The 14537-nt window shown below is 69.9% G+C and carries 12 protein-coding genes and 1 riboswitch; all 12 genes read right to left on the bottom strand.

Annotated elements, in window-relative coordinates:
• Positions 1–57: 57 nt before the first annotated feature.
• The 12 genes from ABD350_RS21020 to ABD350_RS20965 all read right to left on the bottom strand — a co-directional run bounded on the left by ABD350_RS21020 (position 58) and on the right by ABD350_RS20965 (position 14343).
• Positions 58–1350 (bottom strand): class I SAM-dependent methyltransferase, encoded by a 1293-nt coding sequence (locus tag ABD350_RS21020; protein ID WP_344349773.1) that lies wholly within the window; start codon positions 1348–1350, stop codon positions 58–60.
• A gap of 120 nt (positions 1351–1470) precedes the next feature.
• Complete coding sequence (locus tag ABD350_RS21015) at positions 1471–2127, bottom strand: hypothetical protein (RefSeq protein WP_344349772.1); 657 nt, start codon at positions 2125–2127, stop codon at positions 1471–1473.
• The gene (locus tag ABD350_RS21010; RefSeq protein ID WP_344349771.1) at positions 2124–4412 is read right to left on the bottom strand and encodes a DUF6571 family protein; all 2289 of its coding nucleotides are present in this window, start codon (positions 4410–4412) and stop codon (positions 2124–2126) included. The genes ABD350_RS21015 and ABD350_RS21010 overlap by 4 nt, the downstream gene beginning before the upstream one ends.
• A 9-nt stretch (positions 4413–4421) precedes the next feature.
• Positions 4422–4889: a hypothetical protein gene (locus ABD350_RS21005; RefSeq protein ID WP_344349769.1), complete on the bottom strand. Its 468-nt coding sequence runs from the start codon at positions 4887–4889 to the stop codon at positions 4422–4424.
• 232 nt (positions 4890–5121) lie between these two features.
• Positions 5122–6501 carry an NAD(P)/FAD-dependent oxidoreductase gene (locus ABD350_RS21000; protein ID WP_344349768.1) on the bottom strand — a complete coding sequence of 460 codons (1380 nt, stop codon included), beginning with the start codon at positions 6499–6501 and terminating at the stop codon, positions 5122–5124.
• A 444-nt stretch (positions 6502–6945) separates the two neighbouring features.
• Entirely contained in the window at positions 6946–7887 is a 942-nt protein-coding gene (locus ABD350_RS20995; RefSeq protein ID WP_344349767.1) for a Ppx/GppA phosphatase family protein, read from the bottom strand.
• Positions 7884–8423 (bottom strand): DUF501 domain-containing protein, encoded by a 540-nt coding sequence (locus ABD350_RS20990; RefSeq protein ID WP_344349766.1) that lies wholly within the window; start codon positions 8421–8423, stop codon positions 7884–7886. Before ABD350_RS20990 ends, ABD350_RS20995 begins: the two co-directional genes overlap by 4 nt.
• Positions 8424–8451: 28 nt before the next feature.
• On the bottom strand, positions 8452–8928 hold the full coding sequence (locus ABD350_RS20985; RefSeq protein WP_344349765.1) for an FtsB family cell division protein: 477 nt from the start codon (positions 8926–8928) through the stop codon (positions 8452–8454).
• Between the two features lie 103 nt (positions 8929–9031).
• Entirely contained in the window at positions 9032–10312 is a 1281-nt protein-coding gene (gene eno / locus ABD350_RS20980) for a phosphopyruvate hydratase (protein WP_344349764.1), read from the bottom strand.
• A gap of 356 nt (positions 10313–10668) precedes the next feature.
• Positions 10669–11400, bottom strand: a complete 732-nt coding sequence (locus tag ABD350_RS20975) for a transglycosylase family protein (RefSeq protein ID WP_344349763.1) — start codon at positions 11398–11400, stop codon at positions 10669–10671.
• 5 nt (positions 11401–11405) lie between these two features.
• Positions 11406–11577: riboswitch (cyclic di-AMP (ydaO/yuaA leader) on the bottom strand.
• 183 nt (positions 11578–11760) lie between these two features.
• Positions 11761–12903 (bottom strand): transglycosylase family protein, encoded by a 1143-nt coding sequence (locus ABD350_RS20970; protein ID WP_344349762.1) that lies wholly within the window; start codon positions 12901–12903, stop codon positions 11761–11763.
• A 168-nt stretch (positions 12904–13071) separates the two neighbouring features.
• On the bottom strand, positions 13072–14343 hold the full coding sequence (locus tag ABD350_RS20965; protein ID WP_344349761.1) for a cytochrome P450 family protein: 1272 nt from the start codon (positions 14341–14343) through the stop codon (positions 13072–13074).
• Positions 14344–14537 lie beyond the last annotated feature (194 nt).

The following is a 14537-nucleotide window of genomic DNA, read 5'->3' as shown; positions in this document are numbered from 1 at the left end:
GGGGCCCCTCGGGAAGGGGCCCCCTTGCCGTGCGTACCGGCTGATCGGCGCGGGCGGTCAGCCGTGCCAGGTGCGGGGCCGCAGGGCGAGTCCGGAGGCGCCGGAGGCGGGGGTACGGATCGCGAGGACCTGGTTGACGCCGATCCGGTTGCGCTCGAAGGCGAGCGCCGAGGCGGCCATGTACAGCAGCCACACCCGGGCCCGGCCGGGGCTGGTGAGCCCGACCGCGCGGTCCCAGTCGTCCTCCAGGTTGGCCACCCAGCGGCGCAGGGTACGGGCGTAGTGCTCGCGGATGGACTCCACGTCCCGCACCTCGAACCCGGCCCGCTCCAGCTGGGTGACGGTGGTGCCGATGGGCGCGAGTTCGCCGTCGGGGAAGACGTAGGAGTCGATGAACTCGTCCACCTGGTACGCCGACTCGTCCCGCTGCGGGCGGCGGGCGATCTGGTGGTTGAGCAGCCGGCCGCCGGGCTTGAGCAGGGCGTACAGCTGGCGGGCGTACTCCAGGTAGCGTTCGGCGCCCACGTGTTCGGCCATGCCGATGGAGGAGATCGCGTCGTAGGGGCCGTCCACGACGTCCCGGTAGTCCTGGACCCTGATCTCCACCCGGTCGGTCAGCCCCGCGTCGGCGACGCGCTTACGGGCGTAGGCGGCCTGCTCCTGCGACAGGGTGACCCCGACGACGCTCACCCCGTGCTCGCGGGCCGCGTGGATGGCCATCGAGCCCCAGCCGCAGCCGACGTCCAGCAGCCGCTGGCCCTCCTTCAGGCCCAGCTTGGCGCAGACGAGTTCGAGCTTGTCGCGCTGGGCGGTCTCCAGGGTGCCGGCGTCATCCCAGTAGGCGCAGGAGTACACCATGGAGGGACCGAGGACGATCTCGTAGAAGTCGTTGCCGACGTCGTAGTGGTGGCTGATGGCCCGCTTGTCGGTGCGGCGGGTGTGCAGATGCCGGCGGGGTCTGCGCATCTCCTCGCGCGGCGGGGTGGGCGGGACCGGGGGGCCGGCCAGTCTCAGCAGGTCGCGGACGGCGGCCCGGACGGCGGGGTCGCGCACGGCCTGGCGCAGGGTGCGGGCGTCCTCGCCGCGCTCCCAGACCAGGCCCGCCATGGCGTCCAGCACGGTGTACAGGTCGCCCTCGACGTCCAGGTCACCGGAGACCCAGGCGCGGGCGAGGCCCAGTTCACCGGGCTTGAAGAGCATGCGGCGCAGAGCGCGGCGGTTGCGCACCACGAGGGCCGGCGCGTCCGGCGGACCGGCCTGCGATCCGTCCCAGGCCCTCAGACGCACCGGGAGCGGGGCCCCCAGCACCTGCTCGGCAAGACTCCTCAGCCGCTGTGCGGCGTCGGCCATGACGCACACCTCCGTGACGGACGATCCCGGAATGCCAACACCACGTAAACACACGCGGGGCCGGGCGGTAGTCCCCACGCCGTGTTGCGGCTGGGTAAAAAGCGCGTCCCCCGCCACGCCTCAGAGCTCACCCGGCACGACCGGACCGTTGACACACGGAAGACCGTCCACCATCTTCCGCGCGAACCGGGCGGTCATCTGCCTCAGCAGCTTGGTATCGAAACCGGGAACCCCCCTGACCTCGGTCTCCACTTCCAGAGGCAACTCCGCCTCCTGCGCCTGGTGAGAACCCTTGACCTTGCACGGGATCACCGCGGTCAGATGCAGCCCGCCCTCTTCCCGCTTGACGTAGACATCCCCACCCAGGGCCCCCCAACCCCCACCCGCAACACCAGCCCTGATGTCCTCCACCGAGTCGAGGGACCAGCTCACATAGGACTCGAACCTCGCACGTTTCCCGTCAACACCCAGGCTGCAGGGCTCACTGACATTCGAAAAATGCACTTCACTGCCCGGCTCCCAACGCCTTGCAACACTGGCCCGGTCGGACATCAGTTCGCCAACCGGCCTGCTCACATTCAGCACCGACAAGGTTCCGGTGCCCATCTCATCCTGCAGCCTGTCGATCCGATCGGCACCGAAAAGCTGGTTGCACACGCTCCAACCCAGCGGATCGTCGTCCCTGTCCCGGCCATCGCCCCCGGCGCAGGCCGAGAGCACGACAACCGCCGCGACAACCACCCCGAGGGCCGGATGCAGCCTCCTCCTGAACGTCATGACGACACCTTTTCTGCTTCCGATATGGCAGCCTTTCCAACCACGTACGAACCTTCGATTTCCCGGTTGAACTCTTCCTTCTCCGGCAGGGTCATACCGATCGCGTCCGCATAGTTGGAGGCAGGCGTCCAGGCACCGCGCCGACCGATTCTGTCAATATCCTGTACTGCTACCAGAGCCTCGGCGTCGTTCTTGTACTCATGGTTCTCCAGATACTGCAGCGTGTGATTTCCGTACGCGGTGTTGACCGTCTCGCCGGCCGACTCAACCAATACCGGAACGACGGTGGCGGCGACAACGCCGGCGGCCGGTCCGAGGAGCAGGGCCGTACCACCGGCCGCGACCGCGGCGACACCCCCCGACATCAAGGTTTTGCGCCACTCACCCTGCTTCTCCAGCTCCAGATTCCGTGCGGTCTTGTCATCCTTGAAGTCCTCACGGATCTGATGTTCCCGGGACTCGTCCAGGATCCCGTTCACCTTTGCTGCGTTGTGGGCGAAAGAGATTCCGTCGTCTCGGTTGTTCTCCAGGGAGGCGAGGCCGCTTGCCGCGAAGACCTGGTGGGCGGCGGACAAGGTTTTGTAGCCGTCCTCGTCCGCGGCCACCAGCATCATGAAGTTCCGTGCCTCCTGCTCGCCGAAGGACTTCCGTGCCGAACCGTCGCTGCTGTGCGCGAAGAGCCGATCGCGGCCCAGTTCGTCGCCCGAACCGCCGAAGTCCTTGATCGAGTAGTTGAGGTCGTCGATGTACGCGGCGCCCATGCGCGCCAGGCTGTTCTTCATCGCGTCGTGCGGCCCGTCGGCCACGGTGACGTTGTACCGCTCGACGACGCGCGTCATGATGTCCCGGGTCGTCCCGTCACGGTGCAGCGACGGCGGGTCCGCGTCCCAGGCGCTGCCCGTGACCGCCGCCTCCAGCGCGTGCCCGAGGGCGGCGGGGCCCATGTCGCGCACATGCTTCGCCTCGTCACTGCCGGGGTGGACGAGGCTGTCCGGGGGCCACACGAAGTCCTTCTCGTTCAGCTCGTCGAAGTAGTCGTAACCGAGCGAGGCGTTCTTGTCGGCCGTGCCGTCCTCCTTGTACACGGTCGGCTCGCCGGAGAAGAACTTCTTCGCGGCCTCCGGGCTGTGTCCGAGCCCTTCCAGCACGCTCGTCAGCGGGTCGTAGCCCGCGCCGTTGCGTCCGGACGGGTTGAAGCCCCAGTCGACATCGGCTCCCCCTGTCACCGGCTTGTTGCTCATGAACAAGTCCGGTTCCTTGTGGTGCAGTTGGACGATGTGTTCCGCGATGGGGTTGATGAATTTCGCGTCGTAGTTCCCGTACCGGAGCAGTCCGCCGAGGATCTGGTAGCCGTACGGGGGGCTCGGGGCTCCCGGATAGAGTTCGATCGGCCGAGTGCCCAGCTTCCTGAAATCGCCGCCCCAGCGCGCCGGCAGGTGCGGTGCGTTGTCCGCGTCGGTCGCGGTGGCGAGCGCGATTCCCATACCGCGCTGAAGCTGCCGGGTCAGGGCTAATCGTTCCCTGTCGTTGCCCTGTGTGCCGTCGAGGGACATACGTCCGTAGAATTCGAGGGTTTTCTCGGGCCCGCCGAGTGACGTGTAGAAGGCGGTGCTGAAGTCGGCGTCCCGCGCGTTCCACTTCAGGAGGGAGTTCAGCTCGGTGAACTGCTTGTCGGTCATCTCCGTGCCGAGCCGGGCCAGTTCCGCCGCACGCTCGACCTGGGCCGCGTCGAGGGACTCGTACGCGCTGTGACCGGCGTTGTGCGGATCGCTGCCGTGGCTCCTGCGCAGGGCGCGGGCCGCCGAGGCGTCGATCTCCGCGGCGTGGGAGAGGATCCGGTTGATCCTTCCCTCCAGTTCCTGTCTGGCCGCCACCTGTTCGGGGGTGTGTTCGTCCCCGGCGCTCCTGTCGTGCGGGTAGACACAGCGAACGGTTCCGTCGCCGTGGTCGTCGACGCGTATGCCCCATCCCCGGGTCTCGGTGTGTGCGGCCCGTAACCGTTTCTGGAGCGCGACCAGTTCGGTGTGGGCGTCGTCGAGGACCTGGTGGATGCTGCTCGCCTCGGTGTGGAGGTCGGCGATCTCCTTCGCCGTCTTGTCGACGAACTCGCGCGTCAACGTGGCGTTCACCCCGGCCCAGCGAGCGCTGTCCGCCTTGGCCTTCATGCCCTTCCGGGCGTTCTCCGCCGCGGTCTTGAGCTTGTCGACGGTGCCCTTCCAGTCGGAGACGGCCGATTCCAGTCTGCCGAGGTCCACCTCGACCAGGTCTTTGTAGGTGATGGTCACCGGCTGCTCCTACGTGAGGTACTTGCCGATCTCGGACACGGATGCGGCAGAGCCGTCCCGGCCGCGCATCACGGCCGCGATCCCTGCATCGTCCCGGGCGTGCAGCTTCTTGCTGTAGTCGAGGTGGTTGGAGATGTGCGCGCACGCCTGGAGGACCGTCTTGGCCTGGGACGTCCAGACCTCGCTCGTCAGCTCCAGGGCGCCGCCCATCTCGAAGCCGTGGGACTTCAGGGCGGCGGCGGCCGGCATCGTGGAGCCGGCGCCGTCCCGGTTCAGGTCCGTACCGGTGTGGAGGTCCTGGAAGAGGGTGTGCGCCTCATGGCCTACGGCGCCGAGGTCGTCCTGGTGGACCACCAGGTCACCGGCGGCACCGCCCCCGCCCGCGGTTCCGCTCGCGGAGAGCTGGTCGAGCCGGGTGTGCGGCGAGCTTCGCCGGGCCGCGTCGGCCTTGAGCCGTTCCCACTCGTCCCACGCCATCTCCCCGCGCCCCCTGATCCCTGGTCCCCTGACGCCTGGTCCCCTGATGCCTGGTCCTGCGGGCCTCTGGTCCCCGAGAAGCGTCTGCCGATCGCGAGGCATCGCAGGGCCTCCTACCGATCCCTCAACCTACCGAAGGCGACGGGCGCTTGGGTGCCGAACAACCCGAAGGGGCCGCCCGCACCACGGATGGCAGGCGGCCCCTTCGGGCTTGAAGCAGGTGACCGGGAGGTCAGGAGGCCTTGGCCTTCTCCTCCGGCTTGGCGGCGGCGACCGGCGCCGGCTTGGCGGCCTCGTAGAACTCCTCGCGCGGGTTCTCCATGGCGCCGAGGGAGACGACCTCGCGCTTGAGGAACATGCCGAGGGTCCAGTCGGCGAAGACACGGATCTTGCGGTTCCAGGTCGGCATCGCCAGACCGTGGTAGCCACGGTGCATGTACCAGGCGAGACGGCCCTTGAGCTTGATCTTCATCTTGCCCATGACGATCATCGCCACGCCCTTGTGCAGGCCGAGGCCGGCGACCGCGCCCTTGTTGGCGTGCTCGTACTCCTTCTGCGGGAAGCCCCGCATACCGGAGATCACGTTGTCGCCGAGGACCTTGGCCTGGCGCAGCGCGTGCTGGGCGTTCGGCGGGCACCAGGCGTTCTCGTTGCCCGCCTTGCGGCCGACGAGGTCCGGGACCTGTGCGTTGTCACCGGCGGCCCAGATGTAGTCCGTGCCCTTGACCTGGAGCGTGGGCTCGCAGTCGACGTGGCCGCGCGGGCCGAGGGGCAGGCCGAAGCGGGCGAGGGCCGGGTTCGGCTTGACGCCGGCCGTCCACACGATGGTGTTGGCGTCGACCTCCAGGCCGTTCTTCAGCACCACGTGGCCGTCGACGCAGGAGTCCATCGAGGTGGAGAGGTAGATCTCCACGCCCCGGCTCTCCAGGTGCTCCTTGCCGTACTGGCCGAGCTTGGGGCCGACCTCGGGCAGGATCTTGTCGGCGGCGTCGACAAGGATGAAACGCATGTCCTCGCGGGACACGTTCTTGTAGTACTTGGCCGCGTCCCGGGCCATGTCCTCGACCTCGCCGATGGTCTCCGCGCCCGCGAAGCCGCCGCCGATGAAGACGAAGGTGAGCGCCTTGCGGCGGATCTCCTCGTCGGTCGTGGAGTCGGCCTTGTCCAGCTGCTCCAGGACGTGGTTGCGCAGGCCGATGGACTCCTCGATGCCCTTCATGCCGATGCCCTGTTCGGCGAGGCCGGGGATCGGGAAGGTGCGGGAGACCGCGCCCATGGCGATGACCAGGTAGTCGAAGGGCAGCTCGTACGCCTCGCCCACCAGCGGGGCGATCGTGGCGACCTTGCGGTCCTGGTCGATGGTGGTGACCCGACCGGTGAGGATCTCCGCCTTCGGCAGCACGCGTCGCAGCGGGACGACGACGTGGCGAGGGGAGATGCTGCCGGCGGCGGCTTCGGGGAGGAAGGGCTGGTAGGTCATGTACGACCGGGGGTCGACGACCGTGACGGTCGCCTCGCCGTAGCGCATCTTCTTGAGGATGCGCCGAGCTGCGTACAGGCCTACGTACCCACCGCCTACTACGAGGATCCTGGGACGCTCCGTGGTGCTCATGCCATCGAGTATCCACCCGCCCCAGGGGGGTCGCTCGTGCGCCCCTTCACAAGAACCGACAGGCCCTGTGTTAAACTCCGCGACCCACGTGAGCGAGGTCATGTGGTCCGGCGGGAACCGCGCGGCGGTTCGCCCCGTTGTCAAGGCCGCGTGAGCAGCCTCTCCGGAGTCGCGGGGTGGCCGTGAGAGTGTCGTGACGCCTCCGGAACAGCCTCCTCCAGGGCCCGTTCGCGCCCTTCATCTGAACATGTTCAAACGGTCTTTGATGCCCCGGAAGGGCCATCCGGCCCCGTTCGGGGGTCCCCCTGGGCCCAATTCCTTGTGAAGAACTTCACGAACTTTTCCGCGCGCATACGACGGAGGGCCCCCGAGGGGGCCCTCCGGGCCGCTCAAACGTTATCCAACCTGCTCAGCGGTCGGCTACCGGTGAGTAACAAAAGAGATCTACGCCACCGACCACGCGATGCCGTCCAGGATGTCGTGCTCGCTCACCACGACCTCCTCGGCGCCGGTGCGTTCCATGATCGCGAGCAGGACGAGGGCGCCCGCGCCGATCACGTCGACCCGGCCCGGATGCATGGACGGGACGGCCGCGCGCTCGGCGTGCGTGGAGCGCAGCAGCCACTCGGTGATCTCCCGCACCCGGTCCCGGGAGATCCGGGAGTGGTGGATGCGCGCGGAGTCGTACTCGGGCAGCTCCTGGGCGATCGCGGAGACCGTGGTGACCGATCCGGCCAGGCCCACCAGGGTGCGCGCCTCGCGCAGCGGGACCGTCCGCTCGGCCAGGTCCAGGGCGGCCTCCACATCGGCCCTTATGGCGGCGATCTGCTCCCCGGTGGGCGGGTCGGAGACCTCGCCGCCGTGCACCAGGTGCCGCTCGGTCATGCGCACACAGCCGATGTCCACCGACCGCGCGGCGCGCACCCGGTCGTCGCCGACGACGAACTCGGTGGAGCCGCCGCCGATGTCCACCACCAGATAGGGCCGGGCGAGGTCGGTGCGGCCGGTGAGTTCCTTCGTGGCGCCGGTGAAGGAGAACTCGGCCTCCTGGTCACCGGTGATGACCTCCGGCTCCACCCCGAGGATGTCCAGCACCCCGCGCGTGAAGTCCTCGCGGTTCTCGGCGTCCCGGGAGGCGGAGGTGGCGACGAAGCGGACCCGTTCGGCCCCGTGCTCCTTGATGATCCCGGCGTACTCGCGGCAGGCGGCGAAGGTGCGCTCCAGCGCCTCGGGGGCGAGCCGGCCGGTGCGGTCGACGCCCTGGCCGAGCCGTACGATCGTCATCCGGCGGTCCAGCTCGGTCAGTTCCCCCGTCGCCGGGTCGGCGTCGGCGACCAGCAGCCGGATGGAGTTCGTCCCGCAGTCGACGGCGGCCACACGGGTCACTTGGCGTCCCCCTCGGTGGTGGTGTCGACCGTCACGCACGCGCCCTTGCGCCACCACTCCGGCAGCATCGCCAGGGCCTCGTCGCCGAGCGGGTTCACGCCCGGTCCGGCGGCCAGCGAGTGGGCGACGAGGACGTGCAGGCACTTCACCCGATCGGGCATGCCGCCCGCGCTCGGGAAGCCCTGGAGGACCTCGATCTCGTCCCGGCGCCGGATGTAGTCCTCGTGCGCGGCCCGGTAGGCGGCGGCCAGCTCCGGGTCGCGCTGGAGCCGCTCGGTCATCTCCTTCATCACGCCGTCCGCCTCCAGCGTGCCGATGGCGGAGGACGCCTTGGGGCACGTCAGGTAGTACAGCGTCGGGAAGGGGGTGCCGTCGGGCAGGCGCGGCGCCGTCTCCACGACGTCCGGCTGACCGCACGGGCAGCGGTGCGCGATGGCCCGAAGGCCCCGCGGCGGGCGGCCCAGCTGCTGCTTGAAGGCCTCTACGTCCGCGTCGGTGGGCTCGGTGCGCGGAGTGGGCGACGGAGGGGTTTCCATGGCTGGCTGTCGGAGACTTTCTGTCGGTTCACTGGTCGGAGGCGTCGGACTTGTCGACGCCGTCCCAGACGTTCGCGTACCAGGGCCGGCGGGCGGCCCCGAGGTCGGCGCGGGACTGCTTGGCCGCGCCGGGGTCGACGACCACGTACCCGGTCTCGCCGGGCCGTACGTAGTGCAGCCGGCGGCGGATCTGCTGCTCGGCGTAGGCGTCGTCCTGCCAGCGCGCCTTGAGGTCCCGCAGCTGTTCCACCCGCTCGCGGGCCTGCTGCTGCCGGCGCTGGAGGTCGGCGATCTCCGCGCGCTGGGAGACGTACTGCCGCATCGGGTAGGCGAGGGCGACGACCATCGTGCACAGCACCAGTGCGAGCAGCGCCGCGCGGCCGGTGAGCCGGGAGCGGCGGGCCTGCCGTCTGGTCTGGGAGCGGTAGACACGGGCCGCGGTCTGCTCGCCGAGCAGCCTGATCCTGGTCGCGGTGGAGAACCGGTCACGGTCCTTCACGCCCATCTTCCCCGCCTCCCGTCACACGCGCGTACGTCCCCGGACACGGTACGGGACCGGGTGCGGGGACGTACGTACGACTGGCTAGGACGTTAGCCCGGGCAGGCGCTCAGCCCTTGAAGCGCGGGAAGGCGCTGCGGCCGGCGTACACCGCGGCGTCGTCGAGGATCTCCTCGATGCGCAGCAGCTGGTTGTACTTGGCGACGCGCTCGGAGCGGGCCGGGGCGCCGGTCTTGATCTGGCCGCAGTTGGTGGCGACGGCCAGGTCGGCGATGGTGACGTCCTCGGTCTCGCCGGAGCGGTGGGACATCATGCACTTGTAGCCGTTGCGCTGGGCCAGCTCGACGGCGTCCAGGGTCTCGGTCAGCGAGCCGATCTGGTTGACCTTGACCAGCAGGGCGTTGGCGGCGCCCTCCTCGATGCCCTTGGCCAGGCGCTCCGGGTTGGTCACGAACAGGTCGTCGCCGACCAGCTGGACCTTGTCGCCGAGCTTGGCGGTGATGGTCTTCCAGCCCTCCCAGTCGTCCTCGAAGAGCGGGTCCTCGATGGAGACCAGCGGGTACGCCTCGACCAGCTCGGCGTAGTACTCGGTCATCTCGGAGGCGGTGCGGTTCTTGCCCTCGAAGACGTACGAGCCGTCCTTGTAGAACTCGGACGCGGCGACGTCGAGCGCCAGGGCGATCTGCTCGCCGGGGGTGTAGCCGGCCTCCTTGATCGCCTCCAGGATGAGGTCGAGGGCCTCACGGTTGGAGCCGAGGTTCGGGGCGAAGCCGCCCTCGTCGCCGAGGCCGGTGGACAGGCCCTTGTTCTTCAGGACCTTCTTCAGGGTGTGGTAGACCTCGGCACCCCAGCGCAGGGCCTCGGAGAAGGACTCCGCGCCGATCGGGGCGATCATGAACTCCTGGATGTCCACGTTGGAGTCGGCGTGCGAGCCGCCGTTCAGGATGTTCATCATCGGCACCGGCAGCAGGTGCGCGTTCGGGCCGCCCAGGTAGCGGAAGAGCGGCAGGTCGCTGGCCTCGGAGGCGGCGTGGGCGACGGCGAGCGAGACACCGAGGATGGCGTTGGCGCCGAGGGAGCCCTTGTTGTCGGTGGCGTCCAGGTCGAACATGGCCTGGTCGATCAGGCGCTGCTCGGTGGCGTCGTAGCCGACCAGCTCGGGGCCGATCTGCTCGATGACGGCGAGGACGGCCTTCTCGACGCCCTTGCCCTGGTAACGGTTCGGGTCACCGTCGCGCAGCTCGATGGCCTCGAAGGCGCCGGTCGAGGCGCCGGACGGCACGGCGGCACGACCCGTGCTGCCGTCGTCGAGGCCGACCTCGACCTCGACCGTGGGGTTGCCTCGGGAGTCCAGGATTTCCCGGGCTACGACGACGTCGATGGACGGCACGAGCATCTCCTTCTTGGATGTGACGCTGGAAGTGCGGGGCTGGTGTGCCTTGCGACTAGAGCCTAACCGTCCCGGGCCGCTCGGCCGGCGACCGACCGCCCCGTGGACAGAGCGACCGTACCGTTTGTTTCCATTCGAAACAAAGGGGTCCCGGCCGGTTCCGGGCGAAGGGGCGCCGGGCGGACGCGGAAAAACCCCGTCCCGGCGCGTACGGGGGAACACGCGCCGGGACGGGGAGCCCCTGGGGGACGGGGGTGGCCCGCACGGCCCTTCGGTGAGCGGCCGGCCTGTGCGGGCCTCGCAGCCTCCCGTGGGCCCGCCGGGATGTGCGGGCCGCCGGGCCGGGGGCCGGGGGGTTACTTCAGGTGGAGCTGCTGGCCCGGGTAGATCAGGTCGGCGTCCTGGACGATGTCCTTGTTCAGCTCGAACAGCTTCTGCCAGCCGCCGGCGACCTTGTGCCGCGCGGCGACGGTGCTGAGCGTGTCGCCCTCGACCACCTTGTACTCGCCGTCGCCCTTCTGGACCTTCTTGCCGGTCGGGGTGGTGACGGTCTTGCCCGCGCTCTTGGACGTGGAGGCGGCCGGGCGCTCGGCGGAGCGGGAGGCGGCCTGCTGGTCGGTGGAGCGGGTGGTGGTGCCCGAGTCCTGGGTGGACGGGGAGGAGGGGGTGGAGGGGGTGGACGGCGCGGGGGCGCTCGGGGCCGAGCCGTTGTACGGGGTGCCCGACAGGCCTGTGCCGCACACCGGCCAGGCGCCCTTGCCCTGCGAGGCGAGGACCTTCTCGGCGACGGCTATCTGCTGGGACTTGCTCGCCTTGTCGGCGGTGGAGGCGTACTGCGTGCCGCCGTACGCGGCCCAGGTGGAGGCGGAGAACTGCAGACCGCCGTAGTAGCCGTTGCCGGTGTTGATGGACCAGTTGCCGCCGGACTCGCACTGGGCGACCGCGTCCCACTGGGAGGCGGTGGCGGCGGAGGCGTTGCCGGCCGCCATCAGCGGGGCGGCGACGGCGGCGCCGGTGACACCGGCGAGCGTGACGGCGCGGACGGCCTTGGACGGACGACGGTGCTTGCCCTTGCCGGTAAACAGCATGGATCGATTCCCCTCACCGACGCCTGCGAGGTGAGCTGTCGGGTTCGGGCCGGTTGAGTTGCCCGGCCGCGTCCGCTTTCGCGTGACACGGCTTCACCCCCAGCCGGTCCCAGCCTCAACTGCTGGGCCCGGCACTTACCTTGGGTCCCCCGCTCCTGCCTACGGCGCTTGACGCGACGACTGTTCCCGGACGACCGCCGGCAGGATTCGGCGTGGCGGATACCGGGGCTCGTGGTGACGAGCGGCCTCGACCGTAGACAGGTGATCGCCGGAATTTCAAAGACGATCAGGGCTTCTGAGACTCATCCCACACTTTCGCCAAACCGGACATTCAGGCGTTAAGTAGGGCGCCAAGTCCCGCTACTTTGCGCCCGTTTCGCCCTGGACATCCAGGGTCTGACCGGCGGCGATGTGATTCGGGTCGGCGCCGATGGCCTTCTTGTTGCCGGCGTACAGCGCGCGCCATCCGCCGTCGACGTCAAGGGAGTCGGCGATGGAGGACAGCGAGTCGCCCTGGCGGACGGTGTAGGTGTCCGGTTCACGGGACGCGTGACGGCCGGACGAGGCGTCGTGCTGACCGTTTGTCACGCTTTCGTCCGCGCTCGGGCCCCGGTGGCGCCCGCCGGTGCCGACGGCGCCGGTGTCGACCAGGCTCCAAGACCCGGCCGCCTGCTGCGGGTTGCCCACGGTCCCGACGTCCGGCGTGGCCGTCGGGAAGCCGCCCGGGCCCTGCGAACCGCCGATGTCGGGCGTGGGGGACTTGTCGGACTCGGGGGTGTCGGTCCCGGCGGAACCGGGGGTCTCGCCGGTGCCCTTGCCCGTTTCCCTGTCCGCGTCTTCGCCGGCGGCCTTGTCCGCGCCCTTGTCGCCCTTGTCGCCGTTGTCGCCCTTGACGTCCTTGTTGCCCTTGTCCTGCTTGGTGGACGGCGTGCCGGTCGGCTCCGCGGAGGAGCCGGATCCCGGGTCGGCAGTGGAGCCGGTGGAGGGCGACGCGTCCGGCGAGCCGGACGGGGTGGAGGTCCCGGGGGTCGCGGACGTGCCGGAGTCGCCGGCCGGTCCGGACGAGTCCTCGGAACCGCCGGTGTCACCGGAGCCGCCGACGCCCGTGTCGACGTCCACGGACCCCGAGTTCCGCGTCAGGCCGGACAGCAGGGCGCAGGTGGCCCAGGGGGCGGTGCCCCGGTCGGCCAGGATCTTCTCGGCGACGGCGATCTGCTGCTGACGGCTGGCCTGGTCGGCGCTGGTCGCGTACTGGCCGCCGCCGTACTTGTCCCAGTCCTCCTGCGAGATCTGCAGGCCGCCGTAGTAACCGCTTCCGTTGTCCGCGCTCCAGGAGCCGCCGCTCTCGCACTCGGCCACCTTGTCCCACGTGGTGCCGTCGGCCGCGTTGGCGCTCGCGGCGCCGAGCAGCGGGATGGCGATGGCGGAGCCGGTCACTCCGGCCGCGACGAGGAGGGCCGGAGCCTGGCGGGGGCGACGGTGTCGACCGTTCCCGGAGAGCATGCAGAAGCCTTTCGAGCGACAGCAGGACCGGCGCGGCGGTCGGAGCCGCTCGCCGCGCTGATGGGTGAACGTATCGGCAGACGATCACTTGTCACAAGTTCATGCCGCACAGATCACGTGAAGATCACAGAGTTGAGAAAGTGTCAGGTTTCTCTGGAGAGGCTGTGTTCAGGCGGTCGGCGTGAACTTCACCGGCAGGGTGCGCAGGCCGCGCATGATGAGCCCGCCGCGCCAGCGCAGGTCGGCCGGATCGGCGGCGAGCCGCAGGTCGGGCAGGCGGTTGAACAGGGCGGCCAGCGCGGTCTGACCCTCCAGCCGGGCGAGCGGCGCGCCCAGGCAGTAGTGGATGCCGTGGCCGTAACCGAGGTGCTGGTTGTCGCGGCGGGCGAGGTCCAGCACATCCGGGTCGGCGAACCGCTCCGGGTCCCGGTCGGCGGCGGCGAGGACGACGAGCACCGGGTCGCCCTGCGCTATGCCCTGCCCGCCGATGGTCAGCGGTTCGGTGGCGAACCGCCAGGTGGCCAGCTCCACCGGGCCGTCGAAGCGCAGGAGTTCCTCCACGCCCGTCTCCAGCAGGTCGCGTTCGCCGCGGGCCAGGGAGTCCTGCAGCCGGGCGCGCTGGCCGGGGTGGGTGAGCAGGGCGTAGGTGCCGTTGCCGATGAGGTTGACGGTCGTCTCGAAGCCGGCGAACAGCAGGATGAAGGCCATGGCGGCGGCCTCGTTCTCGGTGAGGTGCTCACCGTGGTCGGAGGCGCGGATGAGACCGGAGATCAGGTCCTCGCCGGGCGCGGGCGTGGCGGACAGCGCCTCGCGCTTCTTGTGGATCAGCTCGGCGAGGTAGCCGCGCATCTTCTTCACGGACCGCGCGACCCCTCCCCTCGGTCCTCCCCCGTGCCGGATCATCATGCCCGCCCAGTCCCGGAAGTCGTCCTGGTCCTCGCGCGGGACGCCGAGCAGGTCGCAGATGGCGTAGATGGGCAGCGGGAAGGCGAACTCATGGATGAGGTCGGCGGAGCCGGTCTTCGCGAACCGGTCGATGAGCTGGTCGGTCAGCTCCCGCACCCGGGGGGCGAACTCGGCGACCCGGCGCGGGGTGAACGCCTTGCTGACCAGCCTGCGCAGCCGGGTGTGGTCCGGCGGGTCGATGTTCAGCAGATGCGTCATCAGCTCGGCCTTGCGCTCGCCGGGGATGCCGGTCTTGCCCTTGGCGTGCGCGGGCTCGTCGTGGTGGGCCGGGTTCTTGCTCAGCCGCGGGTCGGCCAGGGCCTGCCGGGCGTCGGCGTACCGGGTGACCAGCCATGCCTCCACCCCGCTCGGCAGCCGCGTGCGGTGCACGGGGGCGTGCTCGCGCAGCCAGGCGTAGGCGGGGTAGGGGTCGGCGGCGAACTCCCACGTGAAGAGGGCGGGGGCCGGCTGGTCGGGGTGGTGCTGGTCGCTCACACCTCGACCGTATCCGCCCCGGCACCCACCTCGCCGATCGCCTTGGGGGGTGGCGGGATGGTCCGGGTCGGCGGACACCTTGCGGGGCGACTTCGGAGCGGCGGGACAGCCGGGGCGACGGACACCTTGCGGAGCGCCTTCGGAGCGGCGGGACAGCCGGGGCGACGGACACCTTGCGGAGCGCCTTCGGAGCG

The organism is Streptomyces nogalater, assembly GCF_039532885.1.
GTDB lineage: Bacteria > Actinomycetota > Actinomycetes > Streptomycetales > Streptomycetaceae > Streptomyces > Streptomyces nogalater.
Note: the sequence above shows the minus strand (reverse complement) of the source record. Positions and strands in the feature narration are given on the sequence as shown.

Excerpts from the sequence above, each read along its gene's own strand:
- ABD350_RS21020 (WP_344349773.1), bottom strand. The coding sequence starts at position 1,350 with ATGGCCGACGCCGCACAGCGGCTGAGGAGTCTTGCCGAGCAGGTGCTG.
- ABD350_RS21015 (WP_344349772.1), bottom strand. The coding sequence starts at position 2,127 with ATGACGTTCAGGAGGAGGCTGCATCCGGCCCTCGGGGTGGTTGTCGCG.
- ABD350_RS21005 (WP_344349769.1), bottom strand. The coding sequence starts at position 4,889 with ATGGCGTGGGACGAGTGGGAACGGCTCAAGGCCGACGCGGCCCGGCGA.
- ABD350_RS21000 (WP_344349768.1), bottom strand. The coding sequence starts at position 6,501 with ATGAGCACCACGGAGCGTCCCAGGATCCTCGTAGTAGGCGGTGGGTAC.
- ABD350_RS20990 (WP_344349766.1), bottom strand. The coding sequence starts at position 8,423 with ATGGAAACCCCTCCGTCGCCCACTCCGCGCACCGAGCCCACCGACGCG.
- ABD350_RS20985 (WP_344349765.1), bottom strand. The coding sequence starts at position 8,928 with ATGGGCGTGAAGGACCGTGACCGGTTCTCCACCGCGACCAGGATCAGG.
- ABD350_RS20975 (WP_344349763.1), bottom strand. The coding sequence starts at position 11,400 with ATGCTGTTTACCGGCAAGGGCAAGCACCGTCGTCCGTCCAAGGCCGTC.
- ABD350_RS20970 (WP_344349762.1), bottom strand. The coding sequence starts at position 12,903 with ATGCTCTCCGGGAACGGTCGACACCGTCGCCCCCGCCAGGCTCCGGCC.